This window comes from Microcoleus sp. B5-D4, assembly GCF_036705145.1.
Classification (GTDB): domain Bacteria; phylum Cyanobacteriota; class Cyanobacteriia; order Cyanobacteriales; family Microcoleaceae; genus Microcoleus.
Genome location: NZ_JAUBTV010000061.1, coordinates 21,774 through 47,222, shown reverse-complemented (window position 1 = coordinate 47,222; position 25,449 = coordinate 21,774). Strand labels below are relative to the sequence as shown.

Annotated in this window: 24 protein-coding genes; 7 read left to right on the top strand and 17 right to left on the bottom strand. The window is 45.7% G+C overall.

The features are described from left to right. The first annotated feature begins 419 nt into the window (after positions 1–419). Complete coding sequence (locus tag QUB10_RS23925) at positions 420–950, top strand: hypothetical protein (RefSeq protein WP_333205729.1); 531 nt, start codon at positions 420–422, stop codon at positions 948–950. 224 nt (positions 951–1,174) lie between these two features. Here QUB10_RS23925 and QUB10_RS34300 read toward each other — a convergent pair whose 3' ends face one another. Next, positions 1,175–1,453, bottom strand: a complete 279-nt coding sequence (locus QUB10_RS34300; RefSeq protein ID WP_333365235.1) for a helix-turn-helix domain-containing protein — start codon at positions 1,451–1,453, stop codon at positions 1,175–1,177. Continuing rightward, complete coding sequence (locus QUB10_RS23920; RefSeq protein ID WP_332986362.1) at positions 1,426–1,644, bottom strand: hypothetical protein; 219 nt, start codon at positions 1,642–1,644, stop codon at positions 1,426–1,428. Before QUB10_RS23920 ends, QUB10_RS34300 begins: the two co-directional genes overlap by 28 nt. Positions 1,645–2,047: 403 nt before the next feature. Between QUB10_RS23920 and QUB10_RS23915 the strand changes: the two genes are divergently transcribed. Then, a complete protein-coding gene (locus QUB10_RS23915) occupies positions 2,048–2,230 on the top strand; it encodes a hypothetical protein (RefSeq protein WP_333205728.1) in 183 nt (60 codons plus the stop codon). Positions 2,231–2,304: 74 nt separating this feature from the next. Further along, positions 2,305–2,850 (top strand): site-specific integrase, encoded by a 546-nt coding sequence (locus QUB10_RS23910; RefSeq protein ID WP_333085761.1) that lies wholly within the window; start codon positions 2,305–2,307, stop codon positions 2,848–2,850. 35 nt (positions 2,851–2,885) lie between these two features. On the opposite strand, the gene dnaB is transcribed toward QUB10_RS23910, so the two are convergent. The 4 genes from dnaB to QUB10_RS23890 form a co-directional block, all read right to left on the bottom strand. Then, a complete protein-coding gene (dnaB, locus tag QUB10_RS23905) occupies positions 2,886–4,241 on the bottom strand; it encodes a replicative DNA helicase (RefSeq protein WP_333205727.1) in 1,356 nt (451 codons plus the stop codon). A 116-nt stretch (positions 4,242–4,357) separates the two neighbouring features. Continuing rightward, positions 4,358–6,061, bottom strand: a complete 1,704-nt coding sequence (locus QUB10_RS23900; RefSeq protein ID WP_333205726.1) for a hypothetical protein — start codon at positions 6,059–6,061, stop codon at positions 4,358–4,360. A 1,135-nt stretch (positions 6,062–7,196) separates the two neighbouring features. After that, positions 7,197–8,540 (bottom strand): helix-turn-helix domain-containing protein, encoded by a 1,344-nt coding sequence (locus QUB10_RS23895; protein ID WP_333205725.1) that lies wholly within the window; start codon positions 8,538–8,540, stop codon positions 7,197–7,199. Between the two features lie 63 nt (positions 8,541–8,603). After that, positions 8,604–9,209 carry a Uma2 family endonuclease gene (locus tag QUB10_RS23890; RefSeq protein ID WP_333183569.1) on the bottom strand — a complete coding sequence of 202 codons (606 nt, stop codon included), beginning with the start codon at positions 9,207–9,209 and terminating at the stop codon, positions 8,604–8,606. Between the two features lie 1,111 nt (positions 9,210–10,320). Between QUB10_RS23890 and QUB10_RS23885 the strand changes: the two genes are divergently transcribed. Next, entirely contained in the window at positions 10,321–10,539 is a 219-nt protein-coding gene (locus QUB10_RS23885; protein ID WP_333205724.1) for a hypothetical protein, read from the top strand. Positions 10,540–10,765: 226 nt separating this feature from the next. On the opposite strand, the gene QUB10_RS23880 is transcribed toward QUB10_RS23885, so the two are convergent. Continuing rightward, positions 10,766–11,566: an HIRAN domain-containing protein gene (locus tag QUB10_RS23880; RefSeq protein ID WP_333205723.1), complete on the bottom strand. Its 801-nt coding sequence runs from the start codon at positions 11,564–11,566 to the stop codon at positions 10,766–10,768. A gap of 115 nt (positions 11,567–11,681) precedes the next feature. Next, entirely contained in the window at positions 11,682–11,897 is a 216-nt protein-coding gene (locus QUB10_RS23875) for a hypothetical protein (protein ID WP_333205722.1), read from the bottom strand. Positions 11,898–11,926: 29 nt separating this feature from the next. On the opposite strand from QUB10_RS23875, the gene QUB10_RS23870 reads away from it, so the two are divergent. Next, positions 11,927–12,133 (top strand): hypothetical protein, encoded by a 207-nt coding sequence (locus QUB10_RS23870; RefSeq protein WP_333205721.1) that lies wholly within the window; start codon positions 11,927–11,929, stop codon positions 12,131–12,133. Positions 12,134–12,167: 34 nt separating this feature from the next. Here QUB10_RS23870 and QUB10_RS23865 read toward each other — a convergent pair whose 3' ends face one another. Continuing rightward, a complete protein-coding gene (locus QUB10_RS23865) occupies positions 12,168–12,545 on the bottom strand; it encodes a hypothetical protein (RefSeq protein WP_333205720.1) in 378 nt (125 codons plus the stop codon). 104 nt (positions 12,546–12,649) lie between these two features. Between QUB10_RS23865 and QUB10_RS23860 the strand changes: the two genes are divergently transcribed. Beyond that, positions 12,650–12,985, top strand: coding sequence for a XisI protein (locus tag QUB10_RS23860; RefSeq protein WP_333205719.1), 336 nt, complete (start codon positions 12,650–12,652; stop codon positions 12,983–12,985). A gap of 383 nt (positions 12,986–13,368) precedes the next feature. On the opposite strand, the gene QUB10_RS23855 is transcribed toward QUB10_RS23860, so the two are convergent. Further along, on the bottom strand, positions 13,369–14,514 hold the full coding sequence (locus tag QUB10_RS23855) for a ParB/RepB/Spo0J family partition protein (protein WP_333205718.1): 1,146 nt from the start codon (positions 14,512–14,514) through the stop codon (positions 13,369–13,371). Between the two features lie 120 nt (positions 14,515–14,634). Then, positions 14,635–15,465: a ParA family protein gene (locus QUB10_RS23850; protein ID WP_333183573.1), complete on the bottom strand. Its 831-nt coding sequence runs from the start codon at positions 15,463–15,465 to the stop codon at positions 14,635–14,637. A gap of 661 nt (positions 15,466–16,126) precedes the next feature. On the opposite strand from QUB10_RS23850, the gene QUB10_RS23845 reads away from it, so the two are divergent. Then, on the top strand, positions 16,127–17,284 hold the full coding sequence (locus QUB10_RS23845) for a transposase (protein WP_333147403.1): 1,158 nt from the start codon (positions 16,127–16,129) through the stop codon (positions 17,282–17,284). 28 nt (positions 17,285–17,312) lie between these two features. Here QUB10_RS23845 and QUB10_RS23840 read toward each other — a convergent pair whose 3' ends face one another. The 6 genes from QUB10_RS23840 to QUB10_RS23815 form a co-directional block, all read right to left on the bottom strand. Beyond that, positions 17,313–17,867, bottom strand: coding sequence for a hypothetical protein (locus tag QUB10_RS23840; RefSeq protein ID WP_333205717.1), 555 nt, complete (start codon positions 17,865–17,867; stop codon positions 17,313–17,315). Between the two features lie 50 nt (positions 17,868–17,917). After that, a complete protein-coding gene (locus QUB10_RS23835) occupies positions 17,918–18,232 on the bottom strand; it encodes a hypothetical protein (RefSeq protein ID WP_333205716.1) in 315 nt (104 codons plus the stop codon). Between the two features lie 467 nt (positions 18,233–18,699). Beyond that, on the bottom strand, positions 18,700–21,087 hold the full coding sequence (locus QUB10_RS23830) for an ATP-binding protein (protein WP_333205715.1): 2,388 nt from the start codon (positions 21,085–21,087) through the stop codon (positions 18,700–18,702). A gap of 496 nt (positions 21,088–21,583) precedes the next feature. After that, on the bottom strand, positions 21,584–22,387 hold the full coding sequence (locus QUB10_RS23825) for a hypothetical protein (protein ID WP_333205714.1): 804 nt from the start codon (positions 22,385–22,387) through the stop codon (positions 21,584–21,586). 106 nt (positions 22,388–22,493) lie between these two features. Further along, a complete protein-coding gene (locus QUB10_RS23820; protein ID WP_333205713.1) occupies positions 22,494–24,497 on the bottom strand; it encodes a hypothetical protein in 2,004 nt (667 codons plus the stop codon). Positions 24,498–24,666: 169 nt separating this feature from the next. Further along, positions 24,667–25,371 (bottom strand): hypothetical protein, encoded by a 705-nt coding sequence (locus QUB10_RS23815; protein ID WP_333205712.1) that lies wholly within the window; start codon positions 25,369–25,371, stop codon positions 24,667–24,669. Positions 25,372–25,449 lie beyond the last annotated feature (78 nt).

Below are 25,449 nucleotides of genomic sequence, written 5' to 3'. Positions count from 1 at the left end.
ACCTAATTACGCACTTGATTTAGCCCAATACTTCATCTTATCATGTTTTAGGTTGAAATTAAGATGCGTTTACCCTGGACGGTATACTGAGATTTAAAGAGTTATGAAAGGGAGCATCCCGGTTTTGCAAATATGCAGAAGTATGATATTTTTGTAAAATTTTTCAACCTCCCTACTAGAACTTTGCCGAAAAATCGGTTTTAGGGTCAATGACTTATTTTATATTCGGCGAATAATAGAATGGCTCAAGAGTTACAATAGTCAAGGAATAATTTTTAGGAATCCAACATGACACCGGACGAACAAGAACGTTTAGAAGCCTATACTGCTGAAATTGCCAAAACTTTATATAAAAACACTCCCCCCGAGGCATTAGATAGCGAAAGAAAGCATAGAAAGACACCTTAGAAAACAATGGCTTGAAATGGTGGGACCCCAAGTCGCTTTTTTTTATCAAAGAAACAACGGGAACAGAAAAAGGACGTCCCCGCACCGTAAAAAGCTGTGTGGGTGAGTTAACAATAACTGAAAAACAAGCGGAACAATTAAACCTCAAAAAATCGACTCAATTAGCTCCATTTTTTGAAAAATGCTGCCTGCGACAAGTAGCCAACTTATCATATTCCAAGGCGTCCCAAGAAATTGAAGTACAGACGGGAGTTAAGATAGGTCATACCACTTTACATAGATTGGTAGAAAACCAACAATTGGTTGAACCAAGAGCCGAATTTCCCATTAAAGAAACCAGCGTAGACGGAGGGAAAGTTCGGATTAGAGGACCAAAAGGGGAGGGGTGTCACTGGCTTGATTATAAAGCTGTTCGGCTTCATGACAGCTTTTATGCTGGATATTTTCAAGAAAATGAAGTCTTGATTGATTATGTCAATCGTCAGCCGTTAAATTCCCTAGTCCAGATGAGTAAACTCGTAAAAAAATCCTTCTCCTGTTAGCGGCTCTACTGCTCCGTACAGCCACATATAAATAAAATCCCATTGTACTTTTCCTTGCGGTTTGATTCCGCGATGAGTTAACTTTCTTCTCTGAATTGTATGTAACCCCATCCGACTTTCATCTTCACTCCCATATCGCACTTTTTTCCACGGCTTTAAAAAGCTCTCACTCTGACGAGCGACTGCTTTTGATTAGAGATGACAGTTTTTTTAAAATTCTTCTACTACTCGCAACTTTTCTGTTTTTCACTCACGGGACGCGGGACTTTTAATTTCCCTTTTAGCCGATATCTTGTCCACTGGTGTACTGTCCGATATGCCACTTTTACTTCACAGCAGCTTGTCAACCATTGATGTACTTCTTTGTAGCTACTGAATCCTTCTGGGTCTTGCAATTCCTTTGATAACTTCTCTATAGTTTCAGGATTCATTATTTTTGGTCTTCCCGAACGAGGTTTCTGGAATAATAATTTTTCTATTCCTCCTTTTCTATAACTAGACAACCATTTTTGTACCGTGGTACGATGTTTCCCGTGCGCCGCACAGCAGCAGACAATACGGTTTCTACCGTTTGGGTTTTGAGCCAATACAGAAGAAGCAGTTTTTCGTGGCGGTGAGCGTCTTTCTCTCTCCCCAGAAGAGCTTTCAGTTCTTCTTCTGTTTCCCGGATATCAATTTTAACCACTCCTGACATTTTTCCGACTTCTGTTTGGGTACTAACTTACAAAAATGACCTCTACTAATTGTAGCACTACTTTAGGAAATTGGTATAACACTGGTCGATTAGCCTTTAGGGATTGAGCCTTAGCCTTGTATTTATTGAACAAAAGGTGCGCGTTCGGCGTTAAGAGTGGCGATCGAAAAGTTTCGCTCACCAACCAATTAACCAGCCCGCTCGTTTACCCTCTGAAACTTATAACAATGCTTTTGCTCGCCGACTGCAAGGGCATTTTTTTTGCATGAGTGAGGGAAGCTCTTTTCCAAAAGATTCATAACTTTTTATTGAGGAACGAAAATAGCAAAAAAACTTGCAAGTTGAATCAAAAAATAGTATAATTAAATTGTTACGAGCGCAAGTTATATTTAATCGTGCTGTTATGGTGGCCCTTGAACCTGTTACCTTCGGAGACATCATCGACGCGATCGCTACCTTGCCGATTATCAACTTTCCCGAGAATTCGAGTCAGTTGAATAGCAATAAGCGGGAAGTAAGTTGCAACAAGCGCCTCCGATTGCCCAGAAAGCGATTGAGCCGAATTTGGTTGGCCATCAAAGAATAGAAGCCAGTTAGCCTACTTGACGTAAACCCCCTTTCGTCCAATAATGAAGGAATTTACGCTAAGAGGGCTGCGCCGTGAAGGTTCAAGGGAATGGGCGCGCTAAGATTTTGACGCCCGCAGAAATTGACCGACTGTTTGACCGGGGTTTTATTACAGCAAGGGACAGGCTTTTGTTTGCTGTAACTTTTTACTGCGCCTGCCGCATTTCAGAGGCGTTAGCTTTAACAACTCACGACATTGTTGGGGGGTCAGTCACGTTGCGGAAAGCGACGACAAAGGGGAAATCAGCAACGCGAACGCTGCCGCTCCATCCTATGCTGGCTAAGTATTTAAAGGCTTACAATCCAGATGTAGGTTTTTTGTTTCCGGGGCGAGACAATACGAAGCCTTTGACTCGCGCCGCATCGGATGTGATTTTTAAAGAAGCTTGCAAGCGGGTAAGAATTAAGGGGGCTTCAACACATTCGATGCGGCGGACGGCGCTGACTAATTTGAGCAATGCGGGGGTGCCGCTGCGGGTGATTATGGAGATTTCGGGACACAAAAATTTGTCGAGTCTCCAGCGCTATTTGGAGGTACAGCCGGAACAGCTTGTCAAGGCGATTGGGCTCTTGAAGTAAGGCGACAGAACTCAATATTTTCCTGTCCTTTAATATTACCGGAGTTTATAGATATTCCGAAACCGACAGCATTCAGCATCAAACAGCAACTTAACCGTTCCCGTTCCGCTATTGCGCCCTTTCAATCCAATAATTTCAGCCATTCCTCTATCAGGAGAATCAGGATTGTAATAATCGTCCCTGTAAACTCCAAGCACAACATCCGCATCCTGTTCAATTCCACCAGAGCCACGCAAATCCGATAAAGTTGGACGTTTATTTGTGCGAGTCTCTACCCCCCGATTGAGCTGGGAAAGCAGCACAACCGGCGCGTCAACCTCGCGAGCCAAAATCTTCATCTGCCGCGTAATTTCGCTGATTTTATTGACAAAATTTTCATCGGCTGAATTCACCATCAATTGCAGGTAATCAACAATTACCAAACCCAAGGGGCCGCGCTCACAAACAAACTCCCTAACTCTGGAACGAATCTCCAAGGGAGACGGTTCCAAACTTTCGTCTATCCAAAAATCAGCATCGCTAACTTTCCCCAAAGCCGAAGCTAGCACTTCGTACTTACCAGCTAGGTTAACTTGCCTGATATCTTTCACCGACACCCCACTCTCAAGTGCCATTAACCGCGCTGCCAAGTCCCGACCCGGCATTTCCATCGAAAACATCAAAACCCGACCGTTCCTGGGGAGAGAAGCAATGTTGTACCCAAGCGCGCAAGCCAAAGCTGTTTTGCCGCTGCCGGGGCGACCTCCTATGACAATCAATTCGCCTCGATAAAATCCCCCTCCCAAGAGGTCGTCGAGGTCGTAAAACCCCGTGCTGATTCCAGGACAGTAGTTAGCAGTCTCCAAGCGCTGTTCCTCAATTTCATCTAGATATCGCCAAAGTTCGTGGCAGTATTCCGAAAGAGGCCGAATAGCTTTCTGTCGCTCTTCTTTGTACTTATTGAGGACAAAAATCTTTTGCTCGGCTTCATTTAGTATGGCATCCAATTCGGTGGAAGTTTCGTAGCCAAGCTGCACCAGGTCATTACCAATTTTGATGAGTTCGCGCCGGACAAATTTGTCCACGACTAGCAAGGCATATTGGTCGATGTTGACGGCTGAAACAGTTCGGTCTACCAGCATTACCAGTTTGGTTTGACCCCCTACTACTTCCAGCAGGTTGTGGTCGTCGAGAAAAGTGGTGACGTTCATCAAGTCTGTGGGCTGCTCTTTAGAGTGCAGCGCTAAAGCGGCCCGATAAATGTGTTGGTGGACTGTAATTGCTAACGCTTCGGGACGCAGAATATTTGCGACTCGGTTAATCGCGATTGGATCAATCAGAATTCCGCCTAAAATTGCTTCCTCTGCATCAATGTTAGTCGGCATAATTTTGTCAACAAAACTGACTCCCATATCTGGTACTCTCCTTTGAAATTGTTGTTACTTGAACTGTGTTGTTAGTTGCCTACAGAATTGGAAACTGTCTACAGGAATTGAATAATCAGTGTTTTCACAGCTAAACCTCATAGCTAAGTAGTAGACAATTTGTTCAAAATTTGTTTTAGTTGCTGAGGAAATCGATGCATCCACTGCAAGTAAATTTGCTGCTGAATACCTAGCGCTGCAAAAGCTTCTTTGCCTAGTTGCTGGAACTGTTCGCATAACGTTCGGTGAGTTTCTAATGGCATATAATGAGGGTCAACATAATCCTCAGTTATTCTTGTTGTCTGTGCAGAAGGAGAATCTTTTGGAGTTGGACAAGAGCCTGTTGAAGCTGGAGACGAAACAACATTTGTTGGGTTTGAGTTTTGAAAACCGTTAGTTTTTTCCCACCAGCGACCGCGTAAACAATCAACGACCCACCCTGAAGGGTTGGATATTTGCTTTGTTTGGCTTCGGACTTGCAGCAAGTTTATGGCGGCTTGGATTTCGTTTAAGCTGTGCTGGAGTACACAAATTTTTAATTCGGGATTCATGCCTCCTGTAGCTCGCGTAACGGCTTCGACAATTTCAGTTGCATCGGGATTGGCAATTGGAACAGCTTCGAGAATTTCAGTCGCATCAGGATTAGTAATTAGACCAGCTTCGAGAATTTCAGTTGCATCGGAATTGGCAATTGCAATTGGTTGGACAGTTTCAGTTGCATCGGAATTGGCAATTGCAATTGGTTCGACAGTTTCAGTTGCATCGGGGTTGGCAATTGCAACCGCTTCGATAATCTCAGTCGCATCAGGATTAGTAATTGGAACGGCTTTGACAGTTTCAGTCGCATCAGGGTTGGCAATTGCAACCGCTTCGACAATCTCTGTTGTATCGGGGTTGGCAATTGCAACCGCTTCGACAATTTCAGGAACTTGGGGAGTAACGGTCGAAGATATTTCAGGACTTAACGGAACAGCTTTATTGATAGGTATTGGTGATTTGGCGGCAGAGATTGTTGGATTGTCGAGGCTGTTGAGTTCTGTCAGCAGTTTTTGCGGGGGTTTAGAGGTCAAACCTATTTGTTCTGAAGTGCAAGGCATTGCCACATCGACTGCCTGACTGTTATCTGAATTAATAGTCAGACATTCAGCGGTTGCGGCGGAATATTTGTTTTCAGTAAGGGTTTTTAGTTCTTGTTCTGAATTTTTATTTAATTCAGTGTTTTTAGATTTGAGCCCAGTTATAACCTGTGGTTTTTTATCTGGTGATGTTAAATTTTCTCCCTCTTGATAAAAATTTAAAAAAACAGCAGCAACATTTTCAGTGCTTTGCTGTCCTTTTTTATCCTCTGTAAAGAGTACGGCACCATCAGGGTTTGAACCCCCTGTTTGCTCAATTTTTGGCTGGTTCAGTCGATTTTTTGACTGCTTGCTCAGTTTTTGGAATTTTGAATGGGTATGAGTGAAGGGGCGAACGTCGCCCAGGTGCTGCACTGCTATGCGGAAAATGCCACGCCCGTAGTTTTTGAGGATTTTGACTAAGCCGAGTTTTTCGAGCTGTCTGAGGGCTGCCCGCCTGGTGTTAGGGCTATAGGGTTTGCCGTTTCTGACTGGGGTGGCTCGTTTTTCGCCCAAGGGGATGCAGTTGATGTCGATTTCCTCTGGTTTGCCACCGATGCAGGTTCTGTAGAGGTAGAGGGCGAGTTTGAGGGCGCTGGGGGTAGCGCCTTCTAGTATGTCGGCTAGGGCTTCGTAAACTGCGGCGTGTCGGGCGAATGGCGGTTTGTGCCAGGTAGTTGTATCTGCAACCATTTTTTGTTCCGAGGTAAAAATGAGCGTAAATGTCCTTTCATGCGACTGTGACAGCCGCAAGGTTTGCCAGAGGGGTTGTTGTGAATTTGACCGCGGGCTATTGAGCGCTAATGCAGCGCTCGCTGCACTCAATAGGATTTCGGGTTGGCTTCAACAACCAGGTGTGGTAGTTGCGCCGGAACCCGATTCATAGCGCCGTCGCTTGAACTATCGGCAAACTTTAGTGAAGCGGTTTTAAGGTCTTGTACTTTTGCGATCGCTTTTTTGTAGCGATGCAGTTGTCCTAAGTCCAGCAGTGTTGAGACTGACCGCCCCGCTAAAAGATGAGAAAGGGTGCGCGACTATTTTTTCAATCCTGCCAGACCAGCCGACACGGGATTTGGTGGCGAATCAGTCTTATTAGACTGATCAGAGTTGTTCTAAAGGCTGAAAACTTTACGTGGTAAGAGTTTCAAAAATGACTTGTCGCGGCATTCTAGAGGTTTTGTCGCGGCATTCTAGAGGTTTTGTCGCGGCATTCTAGAGGTTTTGTTCTAACGGTCAAACTTATATGGGGTATGGATTTGAGAGCTATTTTCAATACCTATTTTTTTTAGAACAAGTTTCAGAACAGTCCGAGCATTCTTTGCTGAAAAAAAAACCAGCCGGGAAAGGTGGGTTTGTAGGGTCGCTTTGGTGAGAGTTATGTCCTGGACACACGGGTGGTCATCACCTAGCCCTGTCTGGCGTGTTAAATCTGAACCGGAGAAAAAGGATAAAACCGCTATTTCACGTTCGGGTTTTTGAGACTTCGATCAAAAAAAATTGTTTTTCGGAACTTGGACTCACAATCAAAACGCTGAAACTTAGTAACCTCGTTCCTCACGCCAGACAGGGCTAGTGGTCATCACCTGAGTTTGATGGACGAGAATACAGAGGCTACAGCCCTTGAACCGGGGAAAAAACTAAGGTTATGGCGATGTTAGTCAAGCTCTGCTTGCTGTCGCTGTTTGAGCGTAGAATCCCCGTCTCTTGACTAGCGGGGAGTATGTCAAATTAGGACTAAGGCTAAGCATCATCAGGATAGAGGCTCTTCAGGGGGGGTTGCCCCTACTTTCACACCGTATATTGAGGCTGTGCGTAAGTCCTAAATATGTCAATCTGAAATGCTTAACAGATGCCAGATTTGGGATTCTAGTTCTGGTGCAGGGATTCGCTCCCCACGTTCCAACATAGATACATAACGCTGCGACACCCCTAGCCAGCCAGCCAATTGTGCTTGACTCCAACCTTTGGCTGTTCTTGCTTCTTTTATCTCATTGCTTGTCAGTTTAGGTTTGAGAGCTTGTTTCAGGCGGGGTTGAACCTGTTTGAGTTCAGCTTTGGTTGCCAGGAGTTGGGGGATAGGTGCTGGCGGATGGATGGTAATTTTGGCTGCCAATAGCGTGTCAAAGTATCCTCGTTTTTTTCGATACTTGCTACCGGGTCTCAGCCATTCTGGGTAGGTCTCTTGGTCAAACTCGATTTGAAACGCTCGCTGGAGTTTCCACAGCACTTCCAGGGTGTGATTCCAGCTATTCATCAGCGTGTAAGCTTTTCTACGGTCAGACCGGGCTATATCGATTACCGTTTGGGGTAGGAGCGCTTTTAGAAGGGTTTCCACTTTGTAACTGCCACTGGTGTGAAATCGGCTTTCCATCGTCAGATGAAGTGCTAAGCGCAAAGCCAGTTCATCATGGTAGGTATCGATTTTGAGAATCTCCTGAGCTAAATAGCCAAACTGATACAAGGCTTCTTTGGCGAAGTAACCTGCTTTGTTCAAGAAGGCATGAGTCCAGAGCCCCGGTTGGACTGTGATGTAGACTTCATCAGGCTGCTCTATTTTGCCCTCCAGATTCTGCTGACCTGTTAACTGAATTTGAATATTCCACATTCGCGAGATGTCAACGCTGGCTCTAATTCCACCTTTTTTGTGTTGGCCTTCAACCCATGTGGCTTTGATTGCTAGGCAACCTAGAGCATACGCAGTTTTAGCTAGTTCATTCAGTTTTTTAGACGCGGGCAAGTCTGTGCGTTTGTCCCAGCCCATTTCCTTGATTAAGTCACTGCCTTCGAGAGTGAATAAGCTTTCCCACGGCTCTTCTTGTCTCATAATGTGAGCCGCAAAAATCAGGTGCAATTTGGCAGCAGTTAGCCCAAATCTGTCAATAATTTGCATTGCCTCGTCTAAAGGCAACAGCGTGATGTCGCCGGGGCTGGCAATGTAATGCTCAATGATGTTGTTGGGGTTGCCCTTGGCTCGGTGTTGGAAGTAGCCGACACCTGAAGGGTATTCTTGCCACAAGTCTGTTCTGAGTTGTGCGTGGAGGCTGGATACCATAGGAGGGGGTGTCGCAACAGGGGCGATCGGTCTACTCTGGTACAGACGAGGTTCTGTAATGGGTTTGTCTGGGGTATCTCTAACTTCAGCCAGACTTTCTGAGCTGGTGCTGTCACTCATAGTTTTAGTCAATAGTTAGAACCTAGTATTTTAATCACTGGATTTTTAATAAATTCTAGAATTTTAAGTCGGCATAATGTCGTCAAGTTGCAATTGTAAATTGGGAAAGAGGTAAGAAGAAATCGGCTCTCCCAAGCGATATTGTTGCTGCTGGTAAACTCCATCAATCAACTGGCAGACCGTGAAAGTAGGTTGCTTGGGATTGCCGATAAATTGCAAACCCCCCAAGCCTCGAAAGTCCACAATCCAATATTCTGCAATCTTCAAGAAAGCGTATTCTTCCACTTTTCTTGCATAATCATCTTGCCAATTAGTGCTGACAACTTCGGCAACAAGCTTAATTGTACTATCTTTACAAATCACTGGTTCTTTTTGCCAAAGGGGTTCACTACTAAGTTCTGCTTTATCTAAAACAACTACATCAGGACGCAGTGCTGTGGCCTCAGCGTATAGGGGTTTTATTAAACAAGTTTTTGGAACCAACCAATTGAAATTACCACGAAAAATTTCTACGTAAATTCTACCAGCAATACTACCTGCAACCGCTTCGTGAGGACCAGTAGGTTCCATATCTCTGAGTTCTCCATCAATGAGTTCATATCGTGTATTATCCCCATATAGGGCAATAAACTCCTCAAAGCTAAGTAGTTTGGATGGGGTGTATGTCATAGGTTATTTTTTAATGGGAGGTAGCTTAATTAGAAGTTTTGTGGGGTAGTGAGTAGCGATCTGTTAAGTTTATTATACTCGCTCGATTGCATGACCGCCTTCGAGCTTGTCAAACTAATGGAGGCGGATTACGAGCTGATAAATCGCCTCGTGCCGATTCCAGAGAGCACTCCATAATATCCCAGTCAATGTCATCATCGGGGAACAGCGATAATTGTCCAGGCGAGACGTTGGATTGCCCGCGGTTGTGGTAAGAAAGATGACACGCAGTACAAAGGCCTATGAAGTTTTCTGGGCGATTGTCCTCCGGTATCCGGTTGCGGTGGTGCACTGTCAAAGTTAGGGAACATCGTTCGGACTTGGTTAAGCCACTTTTCTTACCGGGTCGGAGGCATTGTTGGTTGCATTTAGTACAGCGCCAGAGCGCACTTTCTTTCACGGAGAGCGCAATAAGAGTGCCAATTGTCGGGATACCTCTGGGGTTTTGTCATAGCTCATTTCTCACTCTTGCGGCGATCGCTTTTGTTACCCTCACTCGGAAGCCATCAAGTCAAAGAGTGCAGTAAATTTGCTCAATATTCCATATCTCTTAACGCCTTCCTCACTATTATTCCACTTTTAGTATAAGAGAGTTCGGATGAGTGGTACGAATACTCTTCCTCAAGCTTTAAGATTTATGGCTAACCAACTTGAAAATATCAGTGAGTTGCTTTTCGGTTTTTATAACCGAGATCAACCAGTTAAATCCTTCACGTAGCATCAACAAATAGCCCAATCAGCTTAGTTTATTTTTTCGACAATTAATCCACCCTGCCATCCCTCAAAGAATATGCCTGGAAAAATCCTCAAGCTACACCCCCAATTACAGCAGAAAACAATTTTGATCAGCTTTTAGATAAAATCAAAACTAGAACCGCCCTTTATCTCGGCAAGCGTTCTATCTTTAGTCTGCAAGCTTTTTTAGAGGGTTACACTTTAGCCTGTCGCCAACTCGGAATTCCTGTTACTGAAAAGGAACAAGAATTTGCAGAATTTAAAGACTGGATTGAAAAACAATTTAACCAGCCATCTACCCAGTCTTGGGCGCGAATTATCCTTTTGTATTCAGAAGATGAATTCCAAGCGCTTGATACATTTTTTCAGCTATTTGAAAATTTTTTACAGCGCGAATCCTCGCTTGATGCCGACACAATCTCTCGCCACCAGCAGCCCCGAAAATGGTAATAAAAAGCAGCTAAATTCAATGCTTGAAAACTTATCCGAAGAAGCGCTTGCCCAACTTCGTGAAGAAGCCGAATCTTTGCACCAACAAGAAAAAAGCCCAGTATAGAACCGCTTTGAGATCTTGAGGGCGATCGCTCGCGAGAAGTCGATCGGCTTTTAGCAGTCGGGATCTCTCGGATATTTGGTGCAGAAGGTAGCAATTGATACTAAATTGCTATAAGTCCCCACTTCAGTAGCACTCCGGTGAGACCGGATTGGGGAAGAAAGCGCTGATCGAGCAAGCCGGATTGCGAAAAGGCTCCTGAGCGACTTGCGGTGATGAATGGTTTGGCTCAACTTTGGCAAGAGGAGTCTAACTCGAAGTTGCGGGGGTTTTCCAGTACCCAAGAACTGCTGAGCGGCTGATATTCATAACTTGAAAAGGGGCAAAAGTCATTAGAGTCTTGAGCAGTTATATTACACAGCAGGCGAAACTGGAGTGGTGTCGGCGGTTGATTGACACGCTCTACGCGCACCTCTACCAAACTGGGATTCCTCAATAGAACTTCAAAAATCTCACTATTCAAATATCGCGGACAATACCCGACGATCTGGTGGTCTTCTGTATTTAAAGTCAATGCTTTAGAATCATAGGGGTTTTGAAATTCGTGAGTCAACCACAACTTTTCTCCTGTCTCTAAACGGTTAATTCGCTCAATTGCACAGGGTGGCAAATACCGCAGTCCGTGCAAGAAAAAGTGAAGGCGATACCGCCCTTCTGAATCTGGCTCAGGAATGAGAAAAACAGTTAGAGTATCTGTTTCTCGCCGCCCACCGCTACGAGCTAACATGGCAATTGGATCGCTTTCATTTTGAGTCAGATTTAGCCAGTGAAGAAAACTTGAGTAATCGGGGCGATTTTTCGGCATCAACCGATTAGCAAATACGGGAAATAAGTAGGTTGATGTATATACTTCACCTAAGCGCGGAAACGAGGGTAAGGGTTCAAAACCGCACTTCTGTTGAGCTTCTAAAACGCCTTGCGTGTAGGTAAATTCGTAGTTGGTTCCATCAAATGTTAGCCTGCCAATGGGAAACCAGGAAGGGGTGTTTGGATCTTGCCAAGCCAAAAAAAGCGTTGAGTGTGTTTTCACGGTAGCGTTTTCCTCAAGTTAAGCAGTCTGTGTTGATTGAATTCAAGAATCTTTTGGGCAAACTCGGCTGCAATCGGTGAGATACGAGTGTTAGGAATTCGATGAAAAATATCCACTATACTCGCCTTTGAGATACTTTCAAGTCGCTCAAGCCATATATGCGCTGCATTCGGAAATCGACGTGCAGCGCAGTCAAATACATCAATTGTTTTGAGAGGCTTTTTATCATCAACGCTGCCATAAAACGCCGAGAAACATTTGTTAGCATAAGCCTCAACTGAGCGTTTTTGCCTTTGTCGATCTGAGAGGTCGCGCCCCAGACTGGAAGCATGATCGTAACTGGGTGCTAGGTGTGCTGTTTTGGATGTAGTGGACGCTAGATTTACTGTTTCGGATGCACTGGGTGCTAGGTGTGCTGTTTCGGATGTAGTAGGCACTGCCTTATTTCGGACACCAGCAGCCGATCGGATTGCAGCAACCTTACGCCTCGAAAAGCTCTTTTTTGAGGTCGTTCGCTTTAAACCCATAAAAACCGCCTCAAAGGCGTGTTTAGCCCAAGGAATTTAGAGCGTTTTTGGAGTTTTCCTAAAACAACAGAAGCCTACATTGTACCCGCAAGGCACAGTGTAGACTTCTTCACTCTGTCATAAGCTGCATCTACGCGGCTTTTAAGCGATCGATCCGGTGCAGTCGCCTCCCCTATACTTTTGGCTTTTAAATCGGCCATGCGCTGTTTGATTTGGGTCAGAGAGAGGTCGAGAGCGATCGCCTCTTCTAACAATTGGGAGCGCTCTGAGCTATCCTTAATTCGGGCGATCGCTCTGGCTTTGGTATACTCAATCCGTCCTTTCCGCAGCGCTCCAATCACATCATCTGGCAGGTTCAGCAAGGGGAGGCGATTGGTTCGGAAACTCTCTGGAGTGTACTTCCCGACGAGTGCAAATTGCAGGGCCTCTGCGTCTGTCAGTTCCCGAATCACAACAGGAATCTCAGTATTTTCAGCGAACCTATTGGCGAACTCGCCATTACAGAAATACCCTTAAATTTGGTAGTAATCGATTTAGAAAAAATAGAGGTTCAACAATGGATAACTTAACGGATAATCCAACCACATACCGAGAAATTGTCAAACAGGTAATCGGGAAATATGCCCAATTAAAGCCTTCTCACGGAGAGATCCGACTTGATCCCGTGTTTGACGAAACTCACGATCGCTACGCCTTGATGCAAGTTGGTTGGGATCGGGGGCGGCGAATCAGAGGAAACCTCATTTATATCACGTTGGAAGCTGGTAAAATCTATATTGAATATGACGGTATGGAATGCGGCATTACCCAAAATTTAATTGAGGAAGGCATTCCTCAAAACGATATCATCTTAGCTTTTCTGTCACCGCCGCAAGTCCTTATTACCGCATAAAAACAATGCCCGTGCTGCTAAAGAAACCGGGTTTTTTACCTAATTTGTCGGCGACAACATTTTATTGGTAGCGCGCCTCAGGTAAAAAAATATCGGTAATGTGAGAAAATATTGGGGTCTGACGCACTCTACTAACTGCTATATGACAACCCCCGCCGAAGTCCGCCAACACCTAATCAACGCTTTACAACTCGACCTGATCGGCCCCATCCCCGACGACGAAGCCCACGCCGCAGAAATCATCAACCAACCCCCTTCCCGCTGGTATCTCAGCGGTTTTCTCGTACCCTGGTTTGCCAAGATTAGAGGCATACGGAGCGATGAAAACGGCGAGTGTTTCCACTCGATCGATTTTAGCAAGCAGACCGATCGAAACTTTGCCGTTATTTCTCAGTATTTTGCTTTAAAACCGCCTCAATTTCCGCCAGCTTTTGGCGCAAAACCTCCTGCAACTCCACAAGTTGGTCAACCTCAGCTTGCTCCAACACTTGAGGTGAGAGCTTTTTCAAATTCCCGGCTGCCAACTTAACCTGCTTGAATTGGCGGGCTGCCCCTGGGAAATCATCCAGATTAGAATTGATAATTTCTTGCACCAATTTACGAGTTTGAGTCACCGACAATTTCTCGGCAATAACTCGATCGGTTGCTTGAACTCTAATCGGCTGCGCTTCTTCCTCTGGCAAGACTAAATTTTTAGCAGAGAGTTTAGAAAGAGCCATTGCATGAACCCCTTTAAGTCCTAATTGCCTGATAGCAGTCTTAAGGTCATCAGCCAAAGACAGCATCGGGAAAATGTTGGCATCGATAGAAGCGGGATTGAGCTGCAAATCCAACAGTGTCCGCAAAACGGCCAACTCTTGTTCATCCAAACCCAAAGCGGCCCAACCCTGTTGCTGCTCGTCAGGTGCCACCGTCACCAACTCGGAAACCAAGTTCATCCGTTTTTGCGCGTTCAAGCGTCGCACCACTGTCGAGAGAATGCGGGGGATAGTTGCAGCTTCCAAACCCGTATTTTCAGACAACTCCCGCACAATAGCTTCTGCTTTATCGAGGGGATTGAGATCTTCCCGGTGCAGGGAAGTCAGCAGTGCTTTGCGGTGCAAAGCCGCGGGTTCTGGAACGATCACAGCTTGTAAAGTTTCCCAGCCCAGATTTTTAGCGCTGCGCCAGCGCCGCTCTCCATCGAATATCACCAAATCCCCCCGTTGAATCAAGATAATGGGTTGCAGTTGTCCGTCACTAGCGAGGGAACGGGACATGGACTCGATACTTTCCGGCAAAAATGTCTGTCTGGGTTGTTCAGGATTAGGCTGAATTTGGTCTAGTGAAATGGAGAGGATACCGCTGGCGGATTCTAGTTGTTCTCGCAGTGCAGTCAATTGAGATTCCAATTCCGTTGAACCCGATTTTCGCAGTTCTTCAATTTCTGCTTTGAGTTCCTGAATCTCGGATTCAGCTTCAGAGAGGTGCATTGACTGCTTGGCGGATGAAAAATAATTTCCCAAGTCGGGAGCTTTACGGGTGGCCATAGCGATTTTAGATTTTAGATTTTAGATTTTAGATTTGGATTGGAGAAAGTGAGTTCATGGCGAAAGCAATAAACGAAGGATTCGTTTTCGCCGGCGCAAGTTGTGACTGTGAATCAAACACTATTTCTTTTTTTTGCCTTTTTTGGCAACAGCCGGGGCAACTTCATTTCCCATTAAGGTAGCCAGGTGCTTAACAATTTCTTTGAAGTCGCCTAAAGCAGGGTGAAGGGGGCGATAAAGGTGTAATGGCAACCCTTGACCGCTAGCATTGACAAATTCTGCACTGTCCCGAATTGGTGGAAAAACGCGGATATTCATCTGCTCTAGCTGGGCTGGCAATGACTCTAAAAGTTGTCGGTGGACGGCTCGTTTCGTATCGTATTGGTTGGGTACAAACCCTAAGATTTCTGGTTGTGGCTTGAGGCGTAATTGTTTGCAATGGTGATAGTACCACTCCAGCAGGTGAGCTGCTCCTTGAATTGATTTTGGTTCGAGCTGTACGGGCACTATTATATGAGTGCAAGCAGTTAGTGCCATTAAGGGCAAGGGGCCGAGGGTAGCGGGGCAGTCGAAGATAATTAGGTCGTGTTCCAAAGGATAGTCGCTCAGGCAATCGCCTAGAAGATAAGCGCCACGTTTGTGCAGAACTAACTCGTCTGCTGTTTGTGTCAGCGTCATTCCGCCTTGACAAACGGTTACATTATTGGTGTGGGAACTCCAGGTAGGAGTAAGAGGCCAAGAGCCGTTGAAGCTTTCTCGCATTATGGCGGACAGTGTGTGTTCTGGCTCTGGCGGATTTAGACCGCAAAAAAGGGTCAGGGAGCCTTGGGGGTCGAGATCCATAATGGCTACTTTCAAACCCCTTAACCCCAGTTCGTAGGCGAGGTGAACTGAAAGTGTGGTTTTGCCAGTGCCGCCAGCATTGCTGATGACTGCTAGTCGAATTTGCATGGTTTTGAATTAAGTAGATGATTTAAGTATCATATATCGAGAGTCGGCATCAGATATCGATATATGAGAGCATCGCGGTAAACCACCGTTGGGCCCCACGTTGAAACAGCAAGTTAATATTTAGTCTGACGAGCAGATTATCGTCAAGTTTAGTACGGGGAAGATTGTTGAAAAGAATTTAAGTTTGATCGCTCGACTGAAACACGGAACGTCATATATCGATATCTGAGGTATGGATCTAACCGCCGAGTTAACTTCGATCGCAGTCTTGGGACGGTGCGATCATCGTACAATCTGCCGAACGTCATATATCGATATCTGAGGTAAAGACTCTCACCGCAGAGTTAACTTTGAGCGCAATCTTGGGAGTTGGCGATCGTATATTGTACTAGGGAACTTCAAAGGCAGGGAAGGGTTGGGCGAGTCAACTGAACAATTTGCATTAACATACCTAGAATTAGTTGAATGTTTTCAACTAAAACAGCAGGATTCCCCCACCATACCGAAACGGTATGGTGGCGTGAGCAATGCGCGTGAGAGAGCCATTGCACCACCAACCAAATCGATAATCCCGTAGGCGCTAAACAAGTGAGGCGGTGTATAAGTAAACGAACAAATTATTTGATTGTCATAGTTTCACGCGTTGAGATATAGTGGCGTCATGAAACAAGTCCTGACAGTATCTTGCAAGCTCGAAGTAACGCCGGAGCAATCGACGAAAATCGATTCGACGCTCCTGGCGTTTGCTAATGCTTGCGAATACGTGAACCAAACTGCTCCTCCAACTCTGACAAACGAGTTGGCGATACAGTCCTTGGTTTATCACGATGTCAGAACTAGATTCGGCTTGTCTGCTCAGTTGGCGATTCATGCGATTAGACGGGTTTCTGGTAACAGGAAAACGGCCAAGAAAGATGGCAAGCCAGTTAAAAACTTTGCTCCAACAAGTGCCACTTACGACCCCCGCACCTTCTCTTTCAGAGAGAAAGACTGGACTGTAAGTTTGACCACTATCAACGGTAGAGAGCGATTTCCACTTGCTATTGGCAACTATCAGCTTGGATTGTTGAAGGGGCAAGTCCCCAAAACAGCCACGCTAGTAAAACGTAAAGATGGTACTTACTATCTGAACATTCAGCTTGAATCTGTACCACCAGAACCAATCGAAACCGACAAAGTTTTGGGGTGTGATTTGGGGCGAACTGACATTGTTGTTACATCCGAAGGGGATAAATTTAGCGGCAAAGAAATTACCGCAATTAGAAATCATTACGCCAAACTTAGAGCGGATATCCAACAAAAAGCTACGAAAGGCACACGCAGTGCTCGACGCAGATGTCGAGCATTGTTGAAACGGTTGTCGGGCAAGGAAAAACGCTTTCAGGAATTGGTAAATCACACCATCAGCCATCGACTGATAACTAGGGCTAAGTCGAGTAGCCAAGCTATTGCTTTGGAAGATTTGACCGGAATCAGAGAGCGAACCAATAGCCTTCCTCGCAGCAAAAAAGAGCGGAGGTTGAGTAATAGTTGGGCGTTCTTCCAATTGCGGCAATTCTTGATTTACAAAGCGATAAAATATGGCGTAAAAATCTTGTTGATCGACCCTAGATACACGTCGCAGACTTGCCATAACTGCAACCATATCCACCCGGTTCGGGGTGAATCTTATCGGCAAGGTAAGCAGTTTGTTTGTGGACATTGTGGCTATGTTGGCGATGCAGATTATAACGGGGCGAAAAATATTTCGGCTCTTGGGGTTGTTGTAAACCAGCCTGAAGGTTCGGGGCTTTGCTGTTCTTTGAGCGGTGATGCATAGCGGGCTATTGAAAGCCCCCACTATACCGCTATACGCGGTTGGTAGCGGGTAGTTTACTATAAACCGTCCTATCTTCTAGTTTCATGAACCTCCAGATACTGCCTGTTGTCACTGCACCATAAACACAGGAAATGCTGTTATCTTTTTGAATATTAAAAATCTGGGCTGCCAACATTTCTGCAATGCACTGGGCAATTCCCGATTTGATATTGTCATTCTTGGCTTCGACAAGTGTAAACACGGGAGCATTTAAAGATAATTGTTCTGGTGAATGACTAATCATAAAGTCACAAATGCCATTCAGTCCTTTGACTCGATCAATATTAAATTCCGTACCGGAAAAGAGGCTGATTTGACGATCGCACCGCCTGCGGAGTTCAATCAATACTGGAGCGACAATCATCTCCGATCGCGCTTTTTCCGTATCTATTCCCAAGGCTAAGGGAATATTTTCGGCTAAGGTTTCTTTTAAAAGCTGACTGGGTGCGATCGGTTCTACAGCCATAAAGACTTCAGATACTTCTCGAATTGTTAAGCCGAGTTTATGCTTAATATCATCTAGGGAAAATTCGCTATAAGACATAGTTGCACCTTTCACTCCGTCGCTCTAATTTTATATTTAGATCACGTTCGTTAAGCCAGGAAGCTATTCATAGCTTTATCGCGATTTTGGTAGGTTTTTACGAACGGATGTTCCGAACAGATATGACCAATAATAACCTTTGTTCCCGATCCCAGCTCGCTCTGAATCTCCAACTGAGCGCCAATCTGCTCGACCCGCTGCCACATTCCAACCAGACCAAATCCGCGCTCCTTGCGGAGGATCGAACCCGCATCCGTCGTTGCGTACAGACAGGTAGAACCGATAGCATGAAGTAAACAATCAAGCGAGCGCGAGTTGTAGGCGGATTCGATCGGCTCTACCTGCGATTGGCATTGCTCAGTCAAATCGTGCTCATCTGAACAAAATCGTCCTAATGCTTGGCGATCTACGGAACGTCATATATCGATATCTGAGGTACGGACTATCAAAATCGAGTTAACTTTGAGAACAATTTTGGGATTTGGCGATCGTACAATCTGCTGAACGACCTATATCGATATTTGAGGTATGGACTCTCAAAACCGAGTTAATTTTGAGAACAATCTTGGGATGCTGTGAGCGCCTGAAATACCGAACGTGATATATCGATATCTGAGGTACGGGTTGTAAGCACAGAGTTAACTTTGAACGCGATCGTGGGATGGTGCGAGCGCCTGAAATACCGAAATGCACTCTTTGAATTTCATATATTGATATATGAGGTAGGAACTACCAACACCGAGTTAACTTTGAGTAAAATTTGGGGAGGGTGCGAGCGACTAAGGTTGAACGACCTATATCGATATATGAGGTGCGGGTTCTCAACACCAAGTTAACTTGGAACAGAGTCTTGGGATTTTGCGATCGTACAATCAGCCGAAATGCAATTCTGAGTCAAATCGCTGATAATATCTAAGCTCATATTGTCAACTAATTTAGTCAAAGCCGCAGCAAGAGACTTCTGCGACAGGGGAATTCGCTCAATCAACAGCCTTACCGCTTGCTCGTCTCCACAAGCGGCTGCTTTATAAAGCTTCTCAATCGACTTTCTCGGCAACACAGACAGCGACTCAGGAGTCAGTTGCACAACGTGCTCATCCTGTTCGGACTTCCTCGGCGACTCCTCTTCATAGATATAGCGAACACCCAAATGAAGCGCCATCTTCTCAAAAATTACTGTTTCTCGGAACGGTTTGGCAACAAAGTCATCGAAGCCGTTCGACATGGCGAGTTCCTGGGTTTTAACAAAAGCATTAGCGCTCAAAGCAATAATTTTAGTGTTAGAACCGTTAGGCAGAGTTCTAATTTTTTGAGCAGCTTGAAAGCCGTCTAGAGCAGGCATCCTCAAATCCATCCAAATTAAATGCGGCTTGTACTTTCGCCACAATTTAACAGCCTTAATTCCGTTATCCGCGAACCACACAAGAAAGCCAGCCGACTTCAATATCTGAGTTAGCAGCAACCGATTTGCCGACTCATCGTCCGCTACCAGAATGCGATATATTTGTTGGTTGGATGCCAACCCCTTCACTCGTTTTTGCGGCAGTCTGTCATAAATTTCGCTCTGTGTTGCATGACTGACTTTAATGTAAAAACTAAAAACCGTACCTTTCCCCACAGAACTTTTGACCTTAATCTCGCCACCCATCAGCTTGACGAAAGAGCTACTGATTGGCAATCCCAAGCCCGTTCCCGTTTGCGATTTCCTACCAGTTTCAGTTTGCACGAACGGCTTGAACAAACGGCTAATCTCTTCAGGGGCAATACCAGGGCCTGTATCCTTCACAGAAAACAGAAGAAAGAATTGGGGTAACGGTTTTTTAGCCATAGACAGAAGGCATTTTACAGTCAGCTTCACCCTACCCGTCTCAGTAAATTTAACAGCATTGCCCAACAGATTAATCAAAACTTGGCGCAGCTTGCTTTCATCAGTTCGGACGTATTGCGGTACATCTTGCCGGAGTTCAAAAACAAGCTGCACTCCTTTAGACTGAGTTTTGAGTTGGAACATCCGTTCTATGTCCGAGAGCAAACTGTAAAGGTCAAAAGCATTTGATTCGAGGGTAATTTGACCAGCTTCAATCTTAGACAGCGACAAAATATCGTTGATTAGTTTCAACAAATGCTCCCCGCTGCGATTGATAATATCTAAACTCGACTGCTGTTCCGGTGCAGTTTTTTTAGAGTTTACAAGGAGATGGGCAAAGCCGATAATCGCATTCAGAGGCGTTCTCAATTCGTGGCTCATATTCGCCAGAAAGGTACTTTTAGCGCGATTGGCACTTTCGGCTGCAATTTTAGCTTGTTTTAGTTCCTTTGTTTTCTGTGCAACTTGCCGCTTTAAATCGCCCGAATATTCTTCTAACCGCTGGCGAGATGCTTTTAACTGGGAATTCATGCGCTCGAAAGCACAGGCTAGGGCTTCGAGTTCGGCAACGCCACTACCTGAAACTGTTGAGTCGAAGTCGCCACCAGCTATCGCCTGTGTTGCCGAAATTAACCGCTGCAGCCGTTGTTCTATTCTTAGGGAAATGGACAGCAAAAGGCAGATAGAAAGAACCAAAGCCAGCAGCACGAGCAAAATAGTGTTGCGGGTGTTGGCCTGAACTTTGCTCGTGAAGTCGGTTTCGGGTACAACTGCCACAATCAGCCAATTTAAGCCTTTCGAGTTTTCAAAAGGTCTGACTTGCAGCCAGTATAGTGAGTTGCTGGCAGTAAAGTTAAGATTTTGGCTGCTGTTAATAGCAGCGAGGCTGCCATAATGTTTAAGCAAATACTCTGTTGAAAGCTGGATTACTTTTTGTTGCAGAGCTTGGGCGCTTTCTCGCTGCAGTCCGTCAACAGAAATAGACGGTTTTGGTTCAGTTACCTCGTTCCAAGCAACTAAATGTCCCGAACGGTCTAAGATAAAGGCTTGACAGTTAGGGCTGATGTGGAAATCGTGCAAGTTGAATTTTGAGGTTGGGGTAGAAAAAGCAGAATTTGTTTTTTGTTGACGGAATATTGTTTTTGCAGAGTCTGACCCATTTCTTTTCCCATTTGGTTTGATTGTGACTCCGGCTGTTTGACTTGGGGAAAGTTGGTTCACCGAACCAGTTTGCATTTTATTATAAGTCCCTTCTCCTTCCCCAACCCCAACCCCTTCTTTTAAGTAGTTGTCAAGGCGGTCAGAGATGCGGCTCGTTACTTCTCCCAATAGCTGTGCAACTAAGTCATTCATTGTCTGCCGCCCTGTTTGAAAAGAAAGCCATCCCGTTAGAGCTAGTAAGGTTGAAATTAGGAGAGCGTTGGGGACTGTAAGCACAACGCGCAGCGGGAGGGCAGACTTTTTTTGAACAGAGCTTTTTGGGCGGAACATTGGTTGAAAAAAGGGAGTGGGGAGAGAGGGAGAGAGGGAGAGGGGGAGAGAGGGAGAGAGGGAGAGAGAGGGAGAGGGGGAGAGAGGGAGAGAGAGGGAGTGGGAGAGTGGGAGAGTGGGAGAAGTTTGAAAACTTGCAACAACCCGATAAAAACTAGAGGGCTTCAACATCTAACATATACTCACCCAATTGAATAGAAATGAGGGATTATGTAACTGCAATCTACCTGAAAATTCAAACAGCTTGCTGTTTACTGCACACCTCTAATCTCCCACTCTCTCACTCTCTCCCTCTCCCACTCTCCCACTCTCCCCCTCTCCCCATTCCCGTTACCTATTCCCGCAGCTCCGGCTCCAATCAAAAAGCAGAGCGACTTTTAAGAAGCCGAGTAGTTCGGGCTGTTGGCGGTTGTCGCTGTTGAAATCTTGTTCCAGGGTAGTTGAATTCTTCTCGTGCAATGCGGCTCAGCTCGACAATCACAGACAAGTCTACTCCGGCTCGTGCAGCAGCATCGGCCGCCGATAGATTCTGATTTCTTACCAGAGCTAAAAATTGTCGCACGCTGTAGACTACTGGGTCGTTGGCTGCTGTGTAGCCTTTTTGAATGGCAATCAGCAATCCTTTTTCAACATCTGATGCAGCGGGGGCGCGACCTCTATCAACGTTCACAGTCGGCTCCATTCTTGGCGTGACGGGAGCGATGCGAATTCCTAAGTGTTCTGGTTCTTTGTTGGTAGGAACGATGTTGAAGTTGTAAAGTCGCTGTTTCCCTTTTGAATCTACAGTTTTGATTGAAAGGTTAGTGATGGTAGCTGTGGTAGCTCCCGGAAAATTGAGCGCTTGAATGGGACGCAAGAAAACAGTTTTGGCTTTGCCGCTTGCCAACTGTGCATCGGTGCTGAAAACTATTTTTGAGGGGTCGGCAATTAAAACGTAGGCGAGAGCTTCGTCGGTTGAGCTGAAGTCGATCGCACTCGCGCGACCGGGATAGACTAAAATATCGTGAGCACTATTGACGGCAATATCTCGACCCACAGTTTGATAGCCTGTTACTCTTGATTGAGCAAAAGCACAGTCGGGGTAGCTTGCAGTAGCGAACACTGCTGTGAACAAAAGCCCTCCGAGGGAAAGCATTCTTGGGGATTGGATGCGATTCGTCATGGCAGTTATCGGTTGATGTTGAGAAAATTGTTGACAGTAGAAACGGGAATTTTCTTTACTAATCGCAGTCGCCCCAATGCGACTTAACAGTTTACCGACGGCTCGGTCAACGGTAAATGTTGAGAAAGCTGTTAACAGTAATAGAAACCGGGGTTCCTTTATTAACCACAGCTACATTAGGGCGGTTTAAAAGTTCTTCAGTTGCTCTATCGGAGCGGCTTTCCATCCGTTTTGCTAAGGGGCTGAAGAAGCCATCGAGGACGGCTGACCAAATTTGCGGGTCTCGACTTTCAACGGTGGTTATACTGCTGCCAAACCTACCGCTCATACTGCTAGAACTCCTGACTTTAGGCTCTGCGAACACTTGACCGACTCGTCCAACTCCCGACAGCACTGCGGTGAGGATATCCTGTCCGGCAATATCTGAACCAGGGTCGAAGTAGCCTGAAGCAATCAGCGGCCGCCCGCCCTCTCCTGCAATCAAAATTGCGCCTTCTGGAATGGGCTGCTGTTTAATCTGACCGTTTCTATCAGAGTAGACGAGCGCCACAGCAGTAGCTTGTACCATGCGATTGGTCTTGCTGACGGTGCTGGCTTTGGCAATGACAACCGTGCCCTTCCGAAAAGCAATAGAGCCGTCAGTTGCCGTGAAGTCGGCTGTGAGGGTGACGGCAAATTTGTCGTAAAGCTGTTTGCCTGAGCCTTCATCCCACAGCAGGGGAACCGAAACTACGCCGTTGGCTGTGGTTCCAAGGGGAACCTGAGCTGTTTGGGGCGTGCGGTTGAGAATGCCTTTTGCCCCTGGGGAATTTACTTGTTCTAGGGTTGGGGAATTTGTTAAGGCAGAAGCCTCTGGAGCAGTTTCTGGGGAAAGGGTTTGAAATTCTGTATCGGCGGGCAAGGACGTTGGACGAGCGCTCAGTCGAGCCTCCGTCTCGATTGGGTTATCGGTAGAATCGGAACTTATTTGGGGGGAAAGGGGAGCCGGAGTTAATTGGTTAGTGGGGTTTTGGGAGTTGTCGGTGGTTTCGAGGCTGTCCCCTCCATAAGGAAACTCTGGGTGTAGCCTTTCCCCGCTGGCGTTATTTGGGTGGCTATATAGTTTTTCTGGGATTTGCTCGAAAGAAACGTATGAGGGTTGCGACTTTTGGTTGCCGATATTGACTGTTAGGAATTCAGTTGTTGGAGCTGGCTTTGTCAGAGCGGCGGCGGTAGCACTTGTTGTCGCTGGAGTGCTTGGTGTTGCACTCACGGCATTCGCTATTCGGTTAGGGTCAAAATTTCCCCTAATTTGTCCGAGTTGGGCGAGTTGGTTCCACCGCTCAAACGGGTCGATTTTTTCTTCTGTTGGAGTTGGAATTAAAGGTGGGGGTATTAACGGTTTGGGTATGGGGGCTGGTGGGGGCGCGGGTGTTCTTTGCGGTATGGGTGCGGGTACTGTTACCGTCCGCACTACTGTTCGGGGTGCGGGTAGGGGTTCGCGTAGAGGAGTAGGTGGCGGTGCAGCGCTCCGGGTAGCGACTAGACGCGGAGTTCGAGGAGAAAGCGGGGCTCTTGACGGTTTGGGCGACGGTTCTGTTTTGGGTTTTGCGGTTTTTTGCGGTTTTTCGGCTAACAGTTTTTGTTGGTCTTGGTAAGCTAATTTAGCCAGCAACTCCGGTTTTTCATCTTTAATGGTGGAAGAAGAGCTTTCTTTTGGTGTTGATTGTGCGATAGCTTCGCGAGGTGATTTAGGCTTGATAAATTGCCAAATCAGCAGTCCTAGCAATAGTATTCCACCAGTCAATAGCAGTATTGTCACTGCTCTAGGAACGCCTCTTTCGGAAACAGGCGGGGGCAGTGGGCTTTCCTCATCTTGAGCGAGTTGATATTGAGTTTCAAGTGTTAGGGGTGCATTGGGGTCGAAATTAGCAATGAAGTTTTCATCAATATCATCGTCAGAAGGGGAAGGGTTTGGAGAAGGGGAAATAGGGGAATTGATGTTATCGTCATCATTATTAGGGGTATATTCACTTGATGCAGTTGTATGATTCATATTGGCTGTAGTGGTACTATTATCAGGAGTGGTATTAATGGGATTTTCGGTTAATCCATTTCTTTTGTTAATCATGGCTTTAGAGTTGAAGGTGTTGTGTTTAACTGTACATAAAAAAGCAAAGAGAGAAGACTTCAAGCAAAGGGATGAAACATACTAAATGTTTAAATTATTTAGTTGTTACGGTAGGTTTTTAAATTTACCCACTTGCCGGTTCGTCCCCTTTCCATGTCTCTTTCCTCTTCTATGCTTTGAATTCGACAATTCGGGAAATTTCTAATCCGGCTGCTCTCAAAGAGTGAATAGTCTTCTCTAATTCATTAGCGTTTTCTTTGAGAGGCGATTTGGGAATTTCTACGGCTTTGACGGTGAAGGTTCGATTAAACTGTTCTCGGCTTTCTCCAATGCCTTGTTCCAGCACGACGCGAGTAGCAATTACATCTATTTCCCAAACTCCTCTTTTTATTTCTCTGGGTTCTGAGATGTGAGAGATATAGACTCCAGAGCGGGTTTTTCCTGAATAGATGGTGTTGGGAACGAGTTTGGCAAGTTCGACCAGGGAAGCTTTACCAAACTCTGATTCCATCATCAAGGAACCCATCCAAGCAGTTGTAGGAACTTGGGAACCTTTAACTTTAATGCCGGGGTCTGGGTCATTTGTGCCGGGAATTTTGCCTGACCAAGCCCAGGTTAAATTTACCCAACTGGATACAAAATTTTGGATGATTTTCGGCTCTCTGTACAGTTCATCTTGTTCTGCAATTCGTGCTGCGGTTCCGTCTTTTAACTGGACAAAGGTAACTTTTCTTTGAGATAAGGCTCTCAAACTGACTGTGTTAACTAAAACAGCAATTGTCAGAAGGAAAACAAAGCTTGTTAGCAGGACAAAGCACAAGGCTAAGGTGTTTTTAGATTCAGGGAGTAAGGGTTGTGATTGTGGAAATTTCATATTATCGAAGGGGATGGCGACATGGGGATAGAGAATAGGGAGATAGGGAGGGAATGGATTGGGAAACTGGGTTTGAGT

Bases quoted from the DNA above. Each gene is read 5' to 3' on its own strand.
- QUB10_RS23920 (WP_332986362.1), bottom strand. From the start codon at position 1,644: ATGTCAGGAGTGGTTAAAATTGATATCCGGGAAACAGAAGAAGAACTG.
- QUB10_RS23915 (WP_333205728.1), top strand. From the start codon at position 2,048: ATGGTGGCCCTTGAACCTGTTACCTTCGGAGACATCATCGACGCGATC.
- dnaB (WP_333205727.1), bottom strand. From the start codon at position 4,241: ATGGGAGTCAGTTTTGTTGACAAAATTATGCCGACTAACATTGATGCA.
- QUB10_RS23900 (WP_333205726.1), bottom strand. From the start codon at position 6,061: ATGGTTGCAGATACAACTACCTGGCACAAACCGCCATTCGCCCGACAC.
- QUB10_RS23895 (WP_333205725.1), bottom strand. From the start codon at position 8,540: ATGAGTGACAGCACCAGCTCAGAAAGTCTGGCTGAAGTTAGAGATACC.
- QUB10_RS23890 (WP_333183569.1), bottom strand. From the start codon at position 9,209: ATGACATACACCCCATCCAAACTACTTAGCTTTGAGGAGTTTATTGCC.
- QUB10_RS23885 (WP_333205724.1), top strand. From the start codon at position 10,321: ATGAATTCCAAGCGCTTGATACATTTTTTCAGCTATTTGAAAATTTTT.
- QUB10_RS23875 (WP_333205722.1), bottom strand. From the start codon at position 11,897: ATGCTTCCAGTCTGGGGCGCGACCTCTCAGATCGACAAAGGCAAAAAC.
- QUB10_RS23860 (WP_333205719.1), top strand. From the start codon at position 12,650: ATGGATAACTTAACGGATAATCCAACCACATACCGAGAAATTGTCAAA.
- QUB10_RS23855 (WP_333205718.1), bottom strand. From the start codon at position 14,514: ATGGCCACCCGTAAAGCTCCCGACTTGGGAAATTATTTTTCATCCGCC.
- QUB10_RS23850 (WP_333183573.1), bottom strand. From the start codon at position 15,465: ATGCAAATTCGACTAGCAGTCATCAGCAATGCTGGCGGCACTGGCAAA.
- QUB10_RS23845 (WP_333147403.1), top strand. From the start codon at position 16,127: ATGAAACAAGTCCTGACAGTATCTTGCAAGCTCGAAGTAACGCCGGAG.
- QUB10_RS23840 (WP_333205717.1), bottom strand. From the start codon at position 17,867: ATGTCTTATAGCGAATTTTCCCTAGATGATATTAAGCATAAACTCGGC.
- QUB10_RS23830 (WP_333205715.1), bottom strand. From the start codon at position 21,087: ATGAATGACTTAGTTGCACAGCTATTGGGAGAAGTAACGAGCCGCATC.
- QUB10_RS23825 (WP_333205714.1), bottom strand. From the start codon at position 22,387: ATGACGAATCGCATCCAATCCCCAAGAATGCTTTCCCTCGGAGGGCTT.
- QUB10_RS23820 (WP_333205713.1), bottom strand. From the start codon at position 24,497: ATGATTAACAAAAGAAATGGATTAACCGAAAATCCCATTAATACCACT.
- QUB10_RS23815 (WP_333205712.1), bottom strand. From the start codon at position 25,371: ATGAAATTTCCACAATCACAACCCTTACTCCCTGAATCTAAAAACACC.